Below are 18,044 nucleotides of genomic sequence, written 5' to 3'. Positions count from 1 at the left end.
CCGTTCAAATAACGTAGAACGATTTGTATTTTTTCATCAGCTGTAAATTTAGCCATAGAAAAACTGCACCTCCAATTGTTAGACTGTGTCTAACAATTGGGGTGCAGTTCACTTACTTGCAGCTCTTTTTTTAGGGGATGGGAGAATGGATTATACATATACAGTAATGACGCAAGAAGAAGCAGAAGAAATTGCATACAACTGGCATTATGAAGGGAAATATTCCTTTTACGATATAGAGGCAGATGAAGAAGATTTAGCCGAATTTTTACATGATGAGAGTAGAGGAGATCATACATTTTCTGTGAAGGAAAATGACGCTCTCATTGGTTATTTTACTGTTTGTAAAATAAATGATGGGACGGTTGATATAGGTCTTGGAATGAGTCCTAATATAACTGGAAACGGATTTGGTTTACAGTTCATAAATGCTATACTAGCTTTTAGTAAAGAAAAATATGGATGTAATTATATAACACTATCAGTAGCTACATTTAATAAAAGAGCGATTAAAGTGTATAAAAGGGCAGGGTTTGAAGCAGTTGGGACGTTTATACAGAAGACGAATGGTAGTTATTTTGAGTTTTTGAAAATGAATTATATATGTAAAGATAACTAAAAAACAGAAGAGAGTTCTTCTGTTTTTTAGTTTAATGTTTTTTTTTAGCAACTGTATTAACTTTCAGTTGCTAGCATGTGTATAGCTGCTTCATGCATGTCTTTCAAACCTGATACTTGAGCGTATTCAGCAACAGTGATGCTACTTGTTGTTAGAAGTTCGATAATATGTTCTTCCATTCTTGACCAAGTTTTACCACCAGCGTTGTCATAAGAGTGAATTAACTTTGTTAATCCATCTTTCCCAAAGAGTAGATAATGCGATGTGAAATCTATAGATACATCACCTATCCCTACTTCTGTCCAATCGATTAAACCAGTTACATTATTTTTTTTATCAATCAGAATATGACCTGGATGTATATCCCCATGCTTTACTCCCACGTGAGATGGCCAAAAAGAATCTTCAGCTAGCCATGCTTGCCAACGATCCCATAAGTTTTGATTAATATGGTATTGTTCCTTCACTCGATTCATCCTTTGTTGCATAGAAGTTCTTAATTCATTAGCCGTAAGAATTTCAACACCTATATTATTAAATTTTTGCTGAGGTAATGAATGTACATTCGCTAGAACTTTTCCTAATGAAATATAGTATTCGGTTGGTACATTCTTTTCATTAAAGTTCCATACATATCTTTGTTGTTCTATATCGATAGTAGCAGCAGGAAAGCCATTTAGTTGTTTATAAGCAATTAGTTCTTCAGAAAATATAGACCAATCAGGAACTTGGAATGCTGCATGTTTTTTCATAATTTCTAACGCTTCTTTTTCTCGTAAGGCATGTCTCATGGATTCTGGTCTACGAGGAATTCTTAGTATCCATTTATCTCCGTTTTGTTCTGTAACGTGTGCTACTTGAAAGTCAACGCCAGATTCATTGATTTCTATTGAATCTTCTAAGATATTTAGTCCTTTTTTATTTGCTAATTGTTTCACTTTAAATGTATTCATTTTTATTTCCTCCAATTGTTTATTTTGATTTTAATGCTTTTATACGTTTTCTGTTACTAATCATCCTAAATACATCAATATGATTAAAAAAATGTAATCATAAAAAAACCACAGACGGGCTTCTGTCTGTGGTTAAGAGTAAACGAGGATATAAGGAATAAACGTCTCTCTTTGTATGAAAAATATACGAAAAAAAAGACAGATGTATATCTGCCTTTCTCCATGTGGAAAGTGTACTCTTCCGTTGAAGATTATTAAAAATGTGCAGACTAATCCCGTTTACTCTGCTTTATGAAAACAGAGCCTTTGAACATATTAAGTTACTTAGTGTTCAAAGTTTGCTGACGTAGTCTTCCTGCGTGCATCATCTTTAACAATCCTCCTTTTAATAGTATAGTAACAATATACTTTGTTTATAAGTAAACATCAACTAAAAATACTAGATGTAATATTAATTGAAAGTGTTGAAAGAGTATGTGTATCATTGAAATTTAGTAGCAAATAGTAGGTCTAGCAAGGAAGGTAGAGATAAGCATGATTACAATTAAAACGAAAAATGAAATAGATTTAATGCATGAATCTGGAAAGTTACTTGCTTCATGTCATAGAGAAATTGCGAAGATAATGAAACCAGGTATTACAACAAAAGAAATTAATACGTTTGTGGAAGCGTATTTAGAAAAACATGGTGCAACGTCTGAGCAGAAAGGGTACAACGGATATCCATATGCGATATGTGCATCTGTAAACGATGAAATGTGTCATGCATTTCCGGCCGATGTTCCTTTGACTGAGGGTGATATTGTAACAATTGACATGGTAGTAAACTTAAATGGTGGTCTTTCAGATTCTGCTTGGACGTATAGAATTGGAAAAGTTTCTGATGAAGCAGAAAGGTTATTGTTAGTAGCTGAGAATGCATTGTATAAAGGAATTGATCAGGCGGTAATCGATAATCATGTTGGAGATATTGGCTATGCAATTGAAAGTTACGTAGCAAATGAAGGCTTTTCTGTCGCAAGAGACTTTACGGGACATGGAATCGGTAAGGAGATTCATGAAGAACCAGCAATTTTTCATTTTGGGAAACAAGGACAAGGGCCTGAGCTGCAAGAAGGAATGGTAATTACAATTGAGCCAATTGTAAATGTAGGTATGCGATATTCGAAAGTAGATTTAAATGGATGGGCTGCAAGAACGATGGACGGGAAATTATCAGCGCAATATGAGCATACAATTGCCATTACAAAAGATGGACCAATCGTTTTAACGACGCTTTGAAATAATATGTAAGAGTTTACAAAACTCGAACGAAAATGATGTTTTGATAAAATTTGTACGTGTTTTGTTAATAAATACTTTTCAAAGTATAAAAAGTGCGTTATAATCCATCTATAAAATAAATAGTTAGCTACACTCATATAATCGCGGGGATATGGCCTGCAAGTTTCTACCGAAGTACCGTAAATACTTTGACTATGAGTGAGGACGAATATATTTGCTTGTTTAGCATTCTTTTTTGCGAAACTCCAAAAGCGCGTCTCTCACTTGTAACGAGTGGTGGCTGCTTTTGGAGTTTTTTTATTGCATAAGAGGGGGAACAAACATGAAATTATTACAAGAAAAGATTTTGAACGAAGGAAAGGTTTTATCTGGTGACGTATTAAAGGTAGATGCTTTTTTAAACCATCAAATTGACCCAGTACTTATGCAAGAAATCGGAAAAGAATTTGCTAAACGTTTTAAAGAAGAGAACATTACAAAAATCGTGACGATTGAATCTTCAGGCATTGCACCAGCGGTTATGGCTGCATTAGAACTTGGTGTAAAAGTAATCTTTGCAAGAAAACGTAAATCGTTAACGTTACAAGATAATATGTATGTTGCAAACGTATATTCATTTACGAAACAAGAAACGAATGAAATTTCATTATCCCGAAATCATATCGATGAAAATGATCGCGTGTTAATTATCGATGACTTTTTAGCAAACGGTCAGGCTGCTTTAGGTTTAATGAGTTTAGTAGAGCAAGCAGGAGCCAGTATTGCAGGTATTGGGATTGTTATTGAAAAAGCATTTCAAGATGGAGGAAAGAAGCTTCGTGAACAAGGAGTTCGTGTTGAGTCACTAGCAGAAATTGCATCACTTGATAATAACGCAGTTACATTTGTACAGCAAGAAACTGCGGAGGTGAAATAAACGATGAAGCAACATCCATTTAAAATCGCATCGCTCGGTATGCAGCATATGCTCGCTATGTATGCTGGTGCAATTATCGTTCCGCTTATTGTGGGCGGTGGACTTGGTTTAAATCAAAAAGAATTAACATACTTAGTCTCAATTGATTTATTAATGTGCGGCGTTGCGACAATTTTACAAGCACTATCAAATCGCTTTTTCGGTATTGGACTTCCAGTTGTGCTTGGTTGTACATTTACAGCGGTTGGGCCGATGATTGCAATTGGGAAACAATACGGCGTGTCTTCTATTTATGGAGCAATTATTGCCGCCGGGTTATTCGTTGTTATCTTTGCGAAATTATTTGGAAAGCTTGTAAAGCTATTTCCACCTGTTGTAACAGGATCTGTCGTTACTGTAATTGGAGTTACACTTGTTCCAGCAGCGATTAATGATATGGCTGGAGGAGTAGGAAGTAAAGATTTCGGTAGTCTTGAAAATTTAGCATTAGCATTTGGTGTGTTACTATTTATCATCATTATGTATCGTTTCTTTGACGGGTTTATTCGTTCAATCTCTATTTTACTAGGTCTATTGTTCGGTACAATCGTTGCAGCATTTATGGGAAAAGTAAGCTTGCAAGCAGTTGGAGAAGCGGATTGGTTCCATGGTATTCAGCCATTTTATTTCGGTACACCAACGTTCGAATTGACGCCAATTATTACGATGATTTTAGTTGCTTGCGTAGGCATTGTAGAAGCAACAGGTGTTTACTTTGCATTATCTGATATTTGCAATAAAAAGATCGGTGAAAAAGAATTAACAAAAGGGTATCGCGCAGAAGGATTAGCAATGGTGTTAGGTGGTATTTTCAACGCGTTCCCATATACAACATACTCTCAAAACGTAGGACTTGTTCAATTAACTGGAGTAAGAAATCGCGTTATTATTTATACTTGTGGTGGTATGTTAATCGTTCTTGGGTTCATTCCAAAAATCGCAGCTATTACTACAATCATTCCGAAATCAGTACTTGGTGGTGCAATGTTAGCGATGTTCGGTATGGTTATGGCATATGGTATTAAAATGTTAAGTAGCGTTGATTTTGGTAAACAAGAAAATTTATTAATCGTTGCATGCTCTGTCGGAATTGGACTTGGAGTTACAGTCGTTCCTACTTTATTCTCACAACTTCCTGAAAATATTCGTATTTTAACAGATAACGGAATTGTACTTGGAAGTGCGTCAGCAGTACTTTTAAATATCGTATTCAATATGGTGCCGCAGCGTAAAGTGAAAGTAAAAGAAGAGCCAGTTGCTATGCAAAGTGCGGTAAGGGAAGCATAAAAAAGCAAGGTCTCGTTATGAGACCTTGCTTTTCTTTTTAAGTGGCATCATTTTTCCATACGTACCAAGGCGCCAAATGTATTCAAGTGGCCCGAATTGGTAGCGTGACAGCCACCAGCGGCTAATAAAGATTTGTAATGTGTAGAAACCGATGCAAAATAGTGGTCCTACCCACAATGGAGCAGGATAATAATTTTTGAGTAATAGTCCGAATACAAGTAATGTAACAATTGTATGCGAGATGTAGTTTGTTAACGCCATTCGGCCAACGTATTGGAATGGGCGTAATAATGTTTGCCATCTTTCTTTTTGTAATAAACGCATGAGCGTGAAAATGTAGAATATGAATAATGTCTTTCCACTAAACATTGTAAAGACCTGCATATAAATTGGTTCATAAGATGGTTTTGATAAGAAATAACGGACCATGAAGAACCACATTGGTAATGTTAAAATGAACATAATAATTTGCCATTTTTTAAGCTTTGGATCTAACTCTTTCGTGCGGCGGAAAATATCCTTTTTGCCGGCGTATAAACCAAGTAAAAATAGCCCAACTGTTTCTGGGAGCATGAATGCGTTTAGTTCAATTCCATCAGCATAAAATGCATGGAAACGATTTTGTATTTGTGACACCCAGTCTTCTAGTGGCATGATAGGTAAGGAAAATCCTAACTCTGCCTTTGGGACGAATGCAATCATAATACCAGCGAGTAGCATGAAAAATTGAAAAATACTTAATAAAACGATTGCCCATATTAAAATGGTACGAGGTTCTCTCTTATAAAATAAAAATAAGAAAAATCCAGCGATTGCATAAGTATGTAAAATGTCTCCGTCCCATAAAAGAACGTAATGTAAGAAACCAAATAATAATAAAATAAGTAAGCGACGAACAAATAAAGTTTTTGGTCGATCTGTTTTCGCTTCAGCACGAGTCATAAAAATGTAAAAGCCTAGGCCAAATAAAAACGAAAAGATAGTATAAAACTTTGTTTGAATAAACATATCGTAAAATAGACGGATGTAGCTGTCTATTCCTTCATAAATTCCTGAAATATCACGTGAGTCAATCCCGGCGATAACAGGCCAGTTCACAAGAAAAATACCTAGTACAGCTATTCCTCTAATAATATCGATGGAGTGTATCCTCTCGCCTTGTGAAATATTTTGTGTCATTATTTTCCTCCTTGTTAAGTAATTCCCTTTTATTATACAAAATGTAAACGGAAGGGTATATAGGTAATTTCCAATTTTTAAAACTGTTAAGATGTGTATTATGAGATATAATAAGAGTGCACAACAAGTTTTACCCTTTTTCAAAACAGGCAGTGAAGCTCCTTCTTATAAGGGGCTTTCTTTATGAAAAGTGTTGATAATGATTATCTTTAATGATAAAATGTATTCAAAAGTGATAATCATTATCAAAAAAGGTTGGTGCATCAGCATGGTATATGCATTAGTAGCAGGTACAGTAGCTGTATATGCAGTTATTGCAAAGTATGTTTTAAATGGAGTAGGAACAGCAAAATGAGTGATATGACATAAAATCCCTTTCATTTGTAAAAAGAATGAAAGGGATTTTTTATTTTTAATGAGAATATGCTGAAAATTTAGTATGATAGTAAAGTGAAACTGTAATCAATGGATAGGTGTAACTCTCACTGATTACGAGCTCGCAAATTGCGGGGAAAAGTATATACATCTTGGATAAAGGGGAACAAGGGGATGACAAACATAGTACAGACAAACGGTATGAAAAAACTTGTTTGTTTTTATGAAGAGTGGCAAAAACACGGCGATGCAGAGAATAGTGTAAAGTTGTTTGAGGTGATTCAAAAGTATAAACAAGAGCAACTTATGATTGCGTTCTGCGGTCACTTCTCGGCAGGAAAATCAACGATGATGAATCATCTATATAAAGCGCAGTTATTACCGACAAGTCCAATTCCGACAAGCGCTAACGTTGTCAAAATTGAAAAAGGAATGGATCGTGTAGTTGTAACAGTTAAATCTGGAGAGCAGTACGAGTATGACGGTGCATATTCAGCTGAAGAATTAAAACAAATTTGTAAAGATGGTGATGAGGTAATTGGTGTTCACATTTATCGGAATGATGCGCCAATTCCTGAAGGAGTTATGTTAGTTGATACACCAGGGATTGATTCAACAGATGATGCCCATCAACTAGCGACAGAATCAACGCTGCATCTAGCAGATGTGATTTTTTATATGATGGATTACAATCACGTTCAATCGGAAGTGAATTTGCAATTTGTTAAAGAATTGAAACAACGTAATAAAACGGTTTATCTCGTTGTAAATCAAATAGATAAACATAAAGAAAACGAATTATCGTTTGAAAATTATAAAGGTAGTGTAAAACAATCGTTTTCTAATTGGGATATTGAAGTAGATGGAGTGTATTATACGTCATTACGAATGATGAACCATCCACATAATGAAATTGGAAGCTTAGAAACGTTAATTACTTCTATTATGAAAGAAAAAGAGCAGTATGTAAGAGATGGAATGGAGAGAGAAACAGAATATTTAATGGGGGAACATTTCTCGTTTATTCTTTCTGAAAATGAAAAAGCTCTTTTGAAATATGAGGAAGAGTTAGCATCACCGCTTTCCATTTCAGAGATAGTTGAAAAGAAAGAAGAGCTAACGGAAACGAAACATCGCGAGGCTAGTAAAGAGTCTCATGTGAGAAACGAATTTATAAAAGGCTTACAAGCTATATTAGATAACGCGTATTTAATGCCATTTGAAATGAGAGAGTTGGCAAATGCGTATTTAGAAACGAAATTAACAAAATTTAAGGTTGGTTTGCTATTTGCGAAAGGAAAGACGGAGCAAGAAAAACAGAGACGTTTAGATACTTTTTATTCTGCTTTGCAAAAGACTGTTGAAACGCAACTTGATTTTCATGTGAAAGAGTTTATTGTTGCCTTCTTAAAAGAAGAAGGATTGTTTACAGAGGAACTTGGGAAAGACATATATGCTTTAGAGATTGCTTTTAGGCCAGAAATGTTGGCTGAAGTTATTAAACAAGGGGCAGGTTTCACAGGTGATTACTTACTTCTTTATACAGCGGATGTAGCGAATGAACTGAAGAAACGTTATTTTACAAAAGCACAGCAAATTTTTGATAAAAGTGCAGTTGTTTTAAAGCAAAAGGTGAAGGAAGCAGTTGCTCGCATTGAAGAAGAGATTGAAAAATATACGATGTTGCAAACGGCAAAAGAAACGAAATTGCAATACAGTAACAATTTGGAGACATATGAAAGCTATTTACAAAATGTTTGGCATGAGCGTGTTGCTACACCAGAAGGATTGCAAATAGAGGAGATATTACAAAGTAAAAAACAAATTGTTAGTGAGAAATTTACATTACAAGCGCAGGAAATTGTAAATGATAACGTAGCAGCTCGTGAAGAAGAGATAAAAGGGACGGCAGCTTTAAATATTCAGCGTATATTAGAGAAAGTGAAGAAAGCTGAAACGATATTAGAGCCGTTGCCAGCGCTGAAACATGTACAGCAAGAAGTAATAGAAAAAAGGCGTCGTGTGGAAACGAAACAATTTACAGTAGCGTTATTCGGAGCTTTTAGCGCTGGGAAATCATCATTTGCCAATGCATTGCTTGGTGAGAAGGTACTTCCTGTGTCACCAAATCCGACGACGGCAACAATTAATCAAATTTTGCCGGTTACAGAAGAAAAACCACACGGAACAGTAATAGTTCAATTTAAATCAAAGCAAGCTTTATTAGAAGATATGAAAGCTGTATATAAGCTATTTCATTATGAGATTACTACGTTAGATGAAGCGTTAGCACAAATTGATAAAGTTATGAAATATCCTTCACCAACTGGGAAGCAAAAAACAACATTTAGCTTTTTACGAGCGGTACAAAAAGGGTATGATACAGTTTCTGCTCATTTAGGGGAGCAAGTACAAGTTACATTAGAAGAGTTTTCTGATTATGTAGCGAATGAAGAAAAATCGTGTTTTGTTGAGTACATGGAGCTTTATTATGATTGTGCATTAACAAGGCAAGGCGTAGCGCTTGTAGACACACCAGGAGCGGATTCTATTAACGCCCGTCATACGGACGTTGCGTTCCAATATATTAAAAATGCAGATGCTATTTTATTTGTAACGTATTATAATCATGTGTTCTCCCGTGCTGACCGTGAATTTTTAATCCAGCTTGGTCGTGTAAAGGATACTTTCGCTCTTGATAAAATGTTCTTCTTAATTAATGCGGCCGATTTAGCAGAGTCTGAAGAAGAACTTGAAATGGTAAAAGGGTATATTGCAGACCAGCTACTGCAATACGGTATTAGAAATCCGCGTTTATTTGCGATTTCAAGTTTATGTGCGCTTGAAGAGAAACAAGGAAAATATATTGAAAAAGAGAAATACGGTATTTTACAAAACTCTGGGGTTGCTAAGTTCGAGGAATCATTTACATCCTTTATGATGAGAGATTTAATGCTCGTATCTGTTCATGCTTTATATGGTGCGTTGCAAGGAGCGGATCAGCTTTTAGTAAATATGATAAATGGTGCAAAGCAGGGGAATGAGGAGAAAGAGAAGCAAACGAAAAAATATGAAGCAGAGCGTGATCAACTACTTCATATTATTTCATCATATAGTGTGCTTGCTGAAGAGCAAGCGATGCAAAATGAAGTGAAAGAATTGCTTTATTACGTACAACAGCGTCTATTCCTACGCTATAACGATGTGTTTACTGAATTTATTAATCCAGCATCGCTTCGAACGGACGGAAATGTGAAAGTGCAGTTGCAACAGTGCGTTATGGAATTAGTCGCATTTATTCAGCATGATTTATTACAAGAAATGCGTGCGACATCATTACGCCTTGAAAAATGGATAGATGAAGCGATGAAGCGTGCAAAGAATGAAATTGTGGTGAACTGTAAAGTAGAAAATGAATCAATCTCTATGAGTGGAACAGTGGATTATGAGTATAAAGATATCACACATAAAGAACCGTTCCCTTCAGTGGAAATCAAAGATTTCAAAAAAGCACTGACACATTTTAAAAATGAAAAAAGCTTTTTTGAAAAGAACGATAAAGCTTTCATGCAAGAAGAGGCTAAACTTGTATTAGAGCCTTTCGTATCAAACTATGTAGCTGATGAAAAAGATTTATTTGTTCATCATTATAAACAAGAATGGGATATGAAATGGAATGTATTCCAAACAGTGATGCAGCAAGATGTGATGAATTATTATGAAAGTATATTATTTGCATTGGCTGAAACGATTGATGTATCACTATATGAACAAAGTAAAGAACAATTGCAAAAGCAGTTAGTGGAGATTGAAAAAGAAATTTATGTGATCTAGTCGTTATGAGAAAAAGATTCGTTCAATTTTCTTTTGCAGTACTGTATCTAAAGATTTGACAAACCCAGCAAATTCATCGGTAGAAATCATATGAGTAAGAACGAGCCGTCTGCCGTCTGGTGTTTCACCGCATAAGACGAATGAAGAAAATTCATATGTTTTGTTTTCTACTACTAATTTTGGATAGGAATACGTGTCGCTTTTCTTCTTCTTTCCATCAATAGAGATGACGTTGCACTTTTTCTCATTGTTGTCCATGGTGAATCCCTCCTTTCTATTATTTATGGTAGACAAGGAGGGATTAGAACAATAGAAAAGAGGGAAATTTTTATGCCTGTTGTAATAGAACTTATTTCGAAAGAAGCTATACCGAAACCTTTATTATTGCTTGCTGATCCAAGTGAGGAGCAAATTGATGCATATGTACAAAGAGGATTAACATATGTAGCTAAGCAAGAGGAGAGAGTTATCGGTGCGTACGTTCTTTTGGAAACAAGACCGAAGACGATGGAAATTATGAATATTGCGGTTGTAGAGCATTTGCAAGGAAAAGGGATTGGAAAGAAGCTATTAAGTCATGCTATAGAAACTGCTAAAGGATATGGTATGTCAAAACTTGAAGTTGGTACAGGTAATTCTAGTGTTTCACAACTCGCTTTATATCAAAAATGTGGATTTCGTATTTTTTCTATTGATTTTGATTACTTTTCGAAGCATTATGAAGAAGAGATTATTGAAAATGGGATTGTATGCCGTGATATGATTCGGCTTGCAATGGAATTGAATTAGAACATATAACTTATTTAGGGGGAAGAGAAGATGGAAGTACATAAAGCAATTACAGCACATTCTCGTAAACAAAATGAAAGTGTAAAAGCATGTTTACAATTAGATGCGCAGCGTGAAGCAGCTATTGAAGCAGCCGTATCTCTTGCGTCAAATGGGAAAGAATTTTCGGTTGATGTCATTAATGTTGTAACAAAGCAAATTAATGATCTTGCGAAAAATGGTGTTACACTAGAGCGTAAATATGTTACAGAAGAAATGGTTATGGAGTATGTAAGTCGTTTACAAGAGAAAGAAGGTCGTTAAAGATGATAGTTACAGTCGAATGGTTACGTGAGCATATAGAAGATGAGAACGTCCGTATAATCGATTGTCGTTTTGATTTAGCGAATCCTAATTGGGGTAGAGAAAAGTATGAGGAAGAACATATCCCTCATGCGTTATATTTTGATTTGAATTTAGATTTATCAAGTCCTGTAAAAGAACATGGTGGTCGCCATCCGTTGCCAAATATTGAGGAGTTTGCAGACAAGCTTTCGCAAGCTGGTATTGATGAACATACGACAGTAATTGCATATGACAGTCAAGCGGGTGCGAATGCTTCGCGTCTCTGGTGGTTATTAAACTATGTAGGACATGAGAAAGTATATATATTAGATGGCGGATTTCCAGCTTGGAAAGAGAATGGACTACGGGTAACAAAGGAAATTCCTGTTGTTAAACGAAATGCATTCAAAGCAAATGTACAAGATCATATGCTTGTAACGATGGAAACGGTCAAAGAGAATATTCATGCAGGTGCAGATGTTACGTTAATTGATTCTAGAGAGCCAAAACGTTATGCTGGTGTAGAGGAACTTGTTGATTCAAAAGCAGGACATATTCCAACAGCAGTAAACCATTTTTGGAAGGATGGAATACTGCAATCAGGACAATTTAAGAATGAAGCTCAGCAACAAGAACGATTCCAAAATCTTGCGAAAGATAAGGAAACAATTGTGTATTGTGGTTCTGGTGTGACAGCATGTCCAAACATCCTTGCATTGAAATTAGCTGGATTCCAAAATGTGAAATTGTATGCAGGTAGCTGGAGTGATTGGATTTCCTATCCAGAAAATCAAATTGCAAAAGAAGAAGATTAATCACTTGCATGCAAAAATAATTTGTATTAAAATAAGGTCACAAGCAAGAGATTGCTCGAAAAACTTTGTATTTTACACATTGGAAACAATGTGATAATATAACGACAAGTAAATAATACATCCTGCGGTGTACGTAACTTATTTATGTCTAAAACCGATGTTAGTTATACGGAAGCTCAATATTTAGCGACCATCATCAAGCCTTCCTTGTGGAGGAAGATGTACGGTAACTGTGAGGGCATCCACCTGCGAGTAGCGGGTTTTTGGACATTTACGAGGAGCGGCACGTGCGGGGGTCTTATTTCAACTAACATTATATAAAATTCCTACGGTGTACGTAGCTTATGTATGTCTTAAACCAATAAGTTTAATATGGAAGTTCAATATTTAAATGTAGCTAACAAGCCATCTTTTTAAGAAGGAAGTTACAAACATTTGTGAGAGCATCCACCTGTGAGAGCAGGTTTATGGACATCTAGAGAGAACGGCATATGTGGGGCTAAATAAAAACCTTACGTTTTATACGTAAGGTTTTTTTATTGCATACATTTATCCATGTTATCTTGATTCACCTGTGAAATTTCCATAATAAATATAGCACTTTCTGTCTTCATCAATTTCTCTTGAATCTAAAGTGAACTCCATATGCATGCCGTCGCGCTGAATATATATGATATCGGAATGAAGAGATGGTAAAATTTCTTCATAGTTCCATACATCTTTACTTTTAATCAAGTTTGAACTCGTATCCTTCAGCTCTCTAATTTCAAAACCGATGTGGAAGTAAGTAGGATCTGAAGGATCGTTAGAAAAAATTTCTTGTTGAATATATATAACTGCTGTTCCATCTGGATCTACTGAAGTTGCAGTAACAACATATGTATTTTTATCTTTTATAAAATATTCACAAGTCATGCGTGCGATGATTTCAGAATTAGAAATATTTGCGTAGTTCCATAAAGCAGGATACCCTTTTGTTTCATCATTAAGTCGATATTCTAAGCGCATTTCATCCCTCTTCTTCCTTTTTCTTCTACTTTATCATGCTATCCTATATAATAGGAATAGAATTTAAAAAGGGGAGTGCGAAGGTGACAAAAACGAAATGGCTAGTAGGCGGTGTCGTAACGTCTTTAATGACCGGCACCTTATTTGGCTGCGCACAAGATCTTCCCCCAAAACCGAATGATAAAAGTTGTGCAGATTGGGATTGGGATGATGAACTTGGGGTATGGCAGTGTGATGATAGTAGTTCAGGATATCGTGGGCATTATTTCTATGGCGGGAGATACTATCAAAATAAATCGACTTTCAAAAATTCATCGGCGTTTAAATCGTATCAATCGTCTGCGGAATTTAAAGGTGGAATTGGAAGCGGTTCAAAGGGAGGATTTGGGGGCTAAAATATGTCGCAATACATAAGGGATCGAAAGGATTTTTATTCGAAATATCCGAATTTTTGGTCGGATTTATATGAATGTGAGTATAGTTTGTTTCATGTTTTCTCTATAACAAATGAGACTATGAAACAATTACAGTTAGCAACTGAACGAATGGGGAAAATATTTTTTAAGACTGCTAGACTTCTGCGTAATTTAAATGATGACCAGCTTCTTGAACTTGGGTTTCCTCCTGCGAGCTTATCGTTCATTAGAATAAAAGGATTATATCCTGAATCTGTTATTTCACGGTTTGATTTCGTTTTAACAGATGATAACCAAATTAAAATGCTTGAATTTAATAGTGATACACCAACTTTTATTATGGAATGCTTTCAAATGAATGGGAAAGTTTGCGAGCAACTAGGCTATGATGACCCAAATTCGGATCAAGAACGATTACTATCTTCTGGTATTACAAAAGCCGTAATGGAAGCGACAAAGGGAATAGATAACCCAAATGTTGTTTTTACAGCACATCATGAACATATTGAGGATTGGAATACGACTATGTATTTGAGTCAGTTATGCCATGTTGAAAATAAAGTAGTGCCAATGTCAGAACTTAGAATTACAAAAGATGCTTTAGTGGATAGGGATGGAGTGCAAATTGATGTTTTATATCGCCAAACATATCCGATAGAAGATTTAATTGAGGATCAAGATCCTGAAACAGGAGATCTGGTAGGTGTGGAACTGTTGCAGCTTGTAAAAGCCGGAAAGCTTTTTATAATAAATCCATTGTCAGCATTTTTACTTCAGCCAAAATCAATCCAGTGTCTTATTTGGGGGTTAGCAGAAGAAGGGGCCTTTTATACAAATGAGGAACAACAATGGATTAAAGAATATATGTTACCTACATATTTAGAACCAGATTTATTTTTAGGAAAAGGTTCTTTCGTTCAAAAACCTTCATTTGGTAGAGAAGGGGACACAATTACCATTCGCGATAAGGACGAACATATTATGCTTCAAAATGCACATCAAACGTATAAAGCGTCACTGCCGATATTTCAAAAATATACAGAACTTCCAATCATATCCTTGCAAACAGAAAAAGGGATGGAGAAACTGTCGTATGTGTTTGGTTCGTTTTTAATTGCCGGAAAAGCGAGTAGTATCGGTATTCGTGCGGGGGAAAAAATTACGGGGAATGAATCGTACTATTTACCGGTAGGTATAAAAAAGGAGGAAAGTATATGATTAATTTTTTATTATATTTAGCAGTAACACTTGGCCTTTTATGCCTTGGTCTTTTCCTAATGGAAGTAACAACGAAAGTAAAAGAGTTTAAGCTAATGGCCCAAGGGAATAAGGCGGTAAGCTATGTACTTGGAGGGCGATTACTTGGGTTAGCTATTGTTTTATATTCAACAGCAGCTAATTCTATTTCACTTCTTGATATGGTTTCGTGGGGAGCAGTTGGGATTTTGGCTCAAATTATCGTCTTTTATTTAGCTGAGTGGCTTACACCACGCTTTAATATAAATAAAAGTCTTGAAGAAGATAATCAAGCAGTCGGTCTTTTTCTTATGTTTGTATCGCTTTCAATTGGGATTGTAATTGCTGGTTGTATAACTTATTAAAAACCTTACGTTTAAACGTAAGGTTTTTATTTTTGCTAATTTTGAAATGTGTGTTTGATTCATTTAATGAGTCGAAAGAGAAGTAGTGTATTATGAGAGGGGGTTGTTGTAATAAGGAAAAGATTCCATTCAAAGTGTTGACATCTATTTTAAATAAGAGTAACATTTTCTATGTAATTAAAATAAGTCTCTGTTAGGTGAGGCTCCTGTATAGAGAAATGCTACTGCCCAAAAATGTCGAGAGACGCCAATGGGTCAACAGGAATGATCGAATTAAGGTTTTTCTTAACGTAGCTGGTAATGAACCTATGCTATACAGTGCTAAAACTCGGCGAGGGAGAGGTCCGTAGATTTCTAATTGTATTAGGAATCGTTTATTTGTGTATGTCATGACCTTTACTCTTTTCGGAGTAAAGGTCTTTTTGTTACAAAGCTATGAGTAATTTCATAGTATAAACTATAAAATGAAACGAGGAGGTGAGGAGCATGTCAAATTCTGACTCGGTTCCGTTACCCATATACTTCAAATCAAAAATATATGATGTAGGCAGGAAACGACTTGTTCCTCCCTCTATATTTATCATCATGTAGCGTTTATATGTATGTTTAAGCGCTAGACACTTTCACAGTAAAGTGGATAAATTGAGAAACAAAGCGTTTCTTCCTATGTTGTAATGGAGGAGACGATAATATGTTATATGCAAACAAAACTGTGGGTAACACGTCATATAAATTAAGTAAAAAATCAATGAAAGAACAAACAATGCTTCAAAAAAATAAAGATTTATTAATTGAAATCGCAACGAGAGATGTAAAATCTGTATTTGCGTATTTTAAAACAACAAGAGACGGATTATCTATGAAAGAGGCACAAAAACGTATTCAAGTATACGGCCGAAATGAATTAATTTCAAAAAGAGCGCGTATTGCGGAAGTCATGATGAAGCTAACTAGAATGATCCCAGGTCTTTCAAAACAACATGTGCGTGATGGATTACAATGTGAGAAAATTACTGTGTCTCGAGTAGAATGTTCTAGTGTAACGGGTTTAAACGGTGAATTGAAAATGATGACTTTGCCAGTACAAGAGCTTGTTCCTGGCGATATGATTTTTCTTTCAGAAGGTGATACAGTACCAGCAGATGTACGTATCATTTACGCGAATGATTTATTAGTAAATGAATCTGTGTTAACAGGAAAAGATGCAAGTATTGAGAAATTTGAAAGTTGCTATCATCTTGAGCGTAAACGATTTATTCCTCTAAAACGAATGAAAGACTATAATCCACTTGAACTTGAAAATGTATGTTTCAAAGGGACGTATATTGTTGGTGGAAATGCAAAAGCTGTAGTTGTTTCTACTGGGAAAAATACGTATTCAGGAATTCTTCATACTTGTTGCAGTAGAACGTCTTAATGTGTAAATGATGCTAAATATACAAAAACAATGTATAATAGACAAAGTTGAAAAAACGTAGAATGGTAATCTATTTATATAACCTTACGTGATGACGTGAGGTTATTATTTTTTGTAGTAGGAGAGGAATTATGAAAAAAGTATTATTAGTTGATGGTATGGCACTATTATTTCGTGCTTTTTATGCAACAAGTGTCTATGGACAATTTATGAAACGACAAGATGGTACCCCTACAAACGGGATTCATGGTTATATGAAACATTTATTAACAGCTATGCAAGCAATTGAACCGACACACATCGTAACATGCTGGGATATGGGAAGTACGACATTTAGAACAGAATCGTTCTCAAATTATAAAGCGAATCGTGCAGCGCCGCCTGAAGAATTAATTCCGCAATTTGATTTAGTACAAGAAATGACTGCGAAATTGTCTATTCCAGTTATCGGTATGAAAGGGTATGAAGCGGATGATTGCATCGGTACGCTTGCAAAACAATATTGTAATGAAGCGGAAGTTTACATTTTAACAGGTGATACGGACTTACTGCAGCTTGTTGATAAGAGCGTTACAGTTATGCTTCTGCGCAAAGGAATTGGAAATTACGAGTATTACACACCAGAGAAAATTATGGAAGAAAAAGGTGTGGAACCGTGGCAAATCGTGCATGCAAAAGCTTTCATGGGAGATACGAGCGATAATTATCCAGGTGTAAAAGGTATCGGTGAAAAAACAGCATATAAGCTTATTCAAGAGCATGGTACAGTAGCAACTGTACTAGAAAATGTGGCATCTTTAACGAAAGCACAACGTACGAAGATTGAAAGTGATTTAGAAAATTTAAATATTTCATTACAATTAGCGCAAATTCATTGTGAAGTTCCAATTTCATGTTCACTAGAAGAAGGATTACACACAATGGATGAAGAAAAGCTAAGATTCGTTTGTGAAGAAATGAATTGGGGAAGACCTGAAATATTAATCAATATGCTGTAAATAGTTTTGAGAGAGGGATGTTGCATAAGTCAAAGTTCGACTTATGCAACATCCCTCTTTATTATTTTGAAAAAGAGAATTTTAGTAAGTGAAAGTATGTGGAATTTCTCTTAAAATATATAAATATTTTAAGAGATAATTCGACATAAGATGATGAAAATAGCAACTTCAAAACGGTTTTAGGAGAATC

Annotated in this window: 18 protein-coding genes, 2 other RNA genes and 2 riboswitches; of the genes, 16 read left to right on the top strand and 4 right to left on the bottom strand. The window is 35.4% G+C overall.

What is annotated here, in order from left to right:
• Positions 1 to 145: 145 nt before the first annotated feature.
• A complete protein-coding gene (locus tag ACTFNE_RS15150; RefSeq protein WP_046197280.1) occupies positions 146 to 619 on the top strand; it encodes a GNAT family N-acetyltransferase in 474 nt (157 codons plus the stop codon).
• A gap of 56 nt (positions 620 to 675) precedes the next feature.
• On the opposite strand, the gene mphL is transcribed toward ACTFNE_RS15150, so the two are convergent.
• Complete coding sequence (gene mphL, locus ACTFNE_RS15145) at positions 676 to 1,572, bottom strand: macrolide 2'-phosphotransferase MphL (RefSeq protein ID WP_046197281.1); 897 nt, start codon at positions 1,570 to 1,572, stop codon at positions 676 to 678.
• Between the two features lie 534 nt (positions 1,573 to 2,106).
• Between mphL and ACTFNE_RS15140 the strand changes: the two genes are divergently transcribed.
• The 3 genes from ACTFNE_RS15140 to pbuX all read left to right on the top strand — a co-directional run bounded on the left by ACTFNE_RS15140 (position 2,107) and on the right by pbuX (position 5,098).
• Positions 2,107 to 2,853 carry a type I methionyl aminopeptidase gene (locus tag ACTFNE_RS15140; protein ID WP_270705632.1) on the top strand — a complete coding sequence of 249 codons (747 nt, stop codon included), beginning with the start codon at positions 2,107 to 2,109 and terminating at the stop codon, positions 2,851 to 2,853.
• Between the two features lie 116 nt (positions 2,854 to 2,969).
• Positions 2,970 to 3,071: riboswitch (purine riboswitch) on the top strand.
• A 107-nt stretch (positions 3,072 to 3,178) separates the two neighbouring features.
• A complete protein-coding gene (locus ACTFNE_RS15135) occupies positions 3,179 to 3,772 on the top strand; it encodes a xanthine phosphoribosyltransferase (protein ID WP_270705631.1) in 594 nt (197 codons plus the stop codon).
• 3 nt (positions 3,773 to 3,775) lie between these two features.
• Entirely contained in the window at positions 3,776 to 5,098 is a 1,323-nt protein-coding gene (gene pbuX, locus ACTFNE_RS15130; protein WP_087958159.1) for a xanthine permease PbuX, read from the top strand.
• Between the two features lie 15 nt (positions 5,099 to 5,113).
• On the opposite strand, the gene ACTFNE_RS15125 is transcribed toward pbuX, so the two are convergent.
• Positions 5,114 to 6,277 (bottom strand): DUF418 domain-containing protein, encoded by a 1,164-nt coding sequence (locus ACTFNE_RS15125; protein ID WP_270705628.1) that lies wholly within the window; start codon positions 6,275 to 6,277, stop codon positions 5,114 to 5,116.
• 190 nt (positions 6,278 to 6,467) lie between these two features.
• Between ACTFNE_RS15125 and ACTFNE_RS15120 the strand changes: the two genes are divergently transcribed.
• Together ACTFNE_RS15120 and ACTFNE_RS15115 are read left to right on the top strand one after the other, a co-directional pair.
• Positions 6,468 to 6,632 (top strand): hypothetical protein, encoded by a 165-nt coding sequence (locus ACTFNE_RS15120; RefSeq protein ID WP_439998154.1) that lies wholly within the window; start codon positions 6,468 to 6,470, stop codon positions 6,630 to 6,632.
• Positions 6,633 to 6,826: 194 nt separating this feature from the next.
• Positions 6,827 to 10,486, top strand: coding sequence for a dynamin family protein (locus tag ACTFNE_RS15115; protein WP_270705626.1), 3,660 nt, complete (start codon positions 6,827 to 6,829; stop codon positions 10,484 to 10,486).
• Positions 10,487 to 10,489: 3 nt separating this feature from the next.
• On the opposite strand, the gene ACTFNE_RS15110 is transcribed toward ACTFNE_RS15115, so the two are convergent.
• Entirely contained in the window at positions 10,490 to 10,744 is a 255-nt protein-coding gene (locus ACTFNE_RS15110; protein WP_000369740.1) for a DUF3931 domain-containing protein, read from the bottom strand.
• Between the two features lie 72 nt (positions 10,745 to 10,816).
• Here ACTFNE_RS15110 and ACTFNE_RS15105 point away from each other — a divergent pair, with 72 nt between their 5' ends.
• The 5 genes from ACTFNE_RS15105 (at position 10,817) to ssrS (ACTFNE_RS15085) (ending at position 12,918) form a co-directional block, all read left to right on the top strand.
• Positions 10,817 to 11,275: a GNAT family N-acetyltransferase gene (locus ACTFNE_RS15105; RefSeq protein ID WP_270705623.1), complete on the top strand. Its 459-nt coding sequence runs from the start codon at positions 10,817 to 10,819 to the stop codon at positions 11,273 to 11,275.
• Positions 11,276 to 11,305: 30 nt separating this feature from the next.
• Entirely contained in the window at positions 11,306 to 11,578 is a 273-nt protein-coding gene (locus ACTFNE_RS15100; protein ID WP_000451816.1) for a YpbS family protein, read from the top strand.
• 2 nt (positions 11,579 to 11,580) lie between these two features.
• Positions 11,581 to 12,414, top strand: coding sequence for a sulfurtransferase (locus ACTFNE_RS15095; protein WP_270705620.1), 834 nt, complete (start codon positions 11,581 to 11,583; stop codon positions 12,412 to 12,414).
• A 116-nt stretch (positions 12,415 to 12,530) separates the two neighbouring features.
• Positions 12,531 to 12,713, top strand: a non-coding RNA gene (ssrS, locus tag ACTFNE_RS15090) — 6S RNA.
• A 21-nt stretch (positions 12,714 to 12,734) separates the two neighbouring features.
• Positions 12,735 to 12,918, top strand: a non-coding RNA gene (ssrS, locus tag ACTFNE_RS15085) — 6S RNA.
• A gap of 54 nt (positions 12,919 to 12,972) precedes the next feature.
• Here the strand turns inward: ssrS (ACTFNE_RS15085) and ACTFNE_RS15080 are convergent.
• On the bottom strand, positions 12,973 to 13,422 hold the full coding sequence (locus ACTFNE_RS15080; protein ID WP_270705617.1) for a hypothetical protein: 450 nt from the start codon (positions 13,420 to 13,422) through the stop codon (positions 12,973 to 12,975).
• 83 nt (positions 13,423 to 13,505) lie between these two features.
• Here ACTFNE_RS15080 and ACTFNE_RS15075 point away from each other — a divergent pair, with 83 nt between their 5' ends.
• The 5 genes from ACTFNE_RS15075 (at position 13,506) to ACTFNE_RS15055 (ending at position 17,854) form a co-directional block, all read left to right on the top strand.
• Entirely contained in the window at positions 13,506 to 13,817 is a 312-nt protein-coding gene (locus ACTFNE_RS15075) for a hypothetical protein (protein ID WP_000169020.1), read from the top strand.
• 3 nt (positions 13,818 to 13,820) lie between these two features.
• Complete coding sequence (locus ACTFNE_RS15070) at positions 13,821 to 15,056, top strand: glutathionylspermidine synthase family protein (RefSeq protein WP_270705614.1); 1,236 nt, start codon at positions 13,821 to 13,823, stop codon at positions 15,054 to 15,056.
• Positions 15,053 to 15,439, top strand: coding sequence for a DUF350 domain-containing protein (locus ACTFNE_RS15065; RefSeq protein WP_060630227.1), 387 nt, complete (start codon positions 15,053 to 15,055; stop codon positions 15,437 to 15,439). The genes ACTFNE_RS15070 and ACTFNE_RS15065 overlap by 4 nt, the downstream gene beginning before the upstream one ends.
• A gap of 182 nt (positions 15,440 to 15,621) precedes the next feature.
• A riboswitch (M-box (ykoK) riboswitch) is annotated at positions 15,622 to 15,787 on the top strand.
• Positions 15,788 to 16,130: 343 nt separating this feature from the next.
• Positions 16,131 to 16,856: a P-type ATPase gene (locus ACTFNE_RS15060; RefSeq protein ID WP_270705613.1), complete on the top strand. Its 726-nt coding sequence runs from the start codon at positions 16,131 to 16,133 to the stop codon at positions 16,854 to 16,856.
• Positions 16,857 to 16,987: 131 nt separating this feature from the next.
• The gene (locus ACTFNE_RS15055) at positions 16,988 to 17,854 is read left to right on the top strand and encodes a 5'-3' exonuclease (RefSeq protein ID WP_270705612.1); all 867 of its coding nucleotides are present in this window, start codon (positions 16,988 to 16,990) and stop codon (positions 17,852 to 17,854) included.
• Positions 17,855 to 18,044: the final 190 nt, after the last annotated feature.

It is taken from the genome of Bacillus cereus group sp. MYBKT111-2 (assembly GCF_051915205.1).
GTDB classification, from domain to species: Bacteria; Bacillota; Bacilli; order Bacillales; family Bacillaceae_G; genus Bacillus_A; species Bacillus_A paranthracis.
The sequence above is the reverse complement of the archived record's forward strand: the minus strand, read 5'-3'. Positions and strand labels throughout refer to the sequence as shown.

Coding starts and splice junctions, on each gene's coding strand:
- ACTFNE_RS15150 (WP_046197280.1), top strand. CDS start 146: ATGGATTATACATATACAGTAATGACGCAAGAAGAAGCAGAAGAAATT.
- mphL (WP_046197281.1), bottom strand. CDS start 1,572: ATGAATACATTTAAAGTGAAACAATTAGCAAATAAAAAAGGACTAAAT.
- ACTFNE_RS15140 (WP_270705632.1), top strand. CDS start 2,107: ATGATTACAATTAAAACGAAAAATGAAATAGATTTAATGCATGAATCT.
- ACTFNE_RS15135 (WP_270705631.1), top strand. CDS start 3,179: ATGAAATTATTACAAGAAAAGATTTTGAACGAAGGAAAGGTTTTATCT.
- pbuX (WP_087958159.1), top strand. CDS start 3,776: ATGAAGCAACATCCATTTAAAATCGCATCGCTCGGTATGCAGCATATG.
- ACTFNE_RS15125 (WP_270705628.1), bottom strand. CDS start 6,277: ATGACACAAAATATTTCACAAGGCGAGAGGATACACTCCATCGATATT.
- ACTFNE_RS15115 (WP_270705626.1), top strand. CDS start 6,827: ATGACAAACATAGTACAGACAAACGGTATGAAAAAACTTGTTTGTTTT.
- ACTFNE_RS15110 (WP_000369740.1), bottom strand. CDS start 10,744: ATGGACAACAATGAGAAAAAGTGCAACGTCATCTCTATTGATGGAAAG.
- ACTFNE_RS15105 (WP_270705623.1), top strand. CDS start 10,817: ATGCCTGTTGTAATAGAACTTATTTCGAAAGAAGCTATACCGAAACCT.
- ACTFNE_RS15100 (WP_000451816.1), top strand. CDS start 11,306: ATGGAAGTACATAAAGCAATTACAGCACATTCTCGTAAACAAAATGAA.
- ACTFNE_RS15095 (WP_270705620.1), top strand. CDS start 11,581: ATGATAGTTACAGTCGAATGGTTACGTGAGCATATAGAAGATGAGAAC.
- ACTFNE_RS15080 (WP_270705617.1), bottom strand. CDS start 13,422: ATGCGCTTAGAATATCGACTTAATGATGAAACAAAAGGGTATCCTGCT.
- ACTFNE_RS15070 (WP_270705614.1), top strand. CDS start 13,821: ATGTCGCAATACATAAGGGATCGAAAGGATTTTTATTCGAAATATCCG.
- ACTFNE_RS15065 (WP_060630227.1), top strand. CDS start 15,053: ATGATTAATTTTTTATTATATTTAGCAGTAACACTTGGCCTTTTATGC.
- ACTFNE_RS15060 (WP_270705613.1), top strand. CDS start 16,131: ATGTTATATGCAAACAAAACTGTGGGTAACACGTCATATAAATTAAGT.
- ACTFNE_RS15055 (WP_270705612.1), top strand. CDS start 16,988: ATGAAAAAAGTATTATTAGTTGATGGTATGGCACTATTATTTCGTGCT.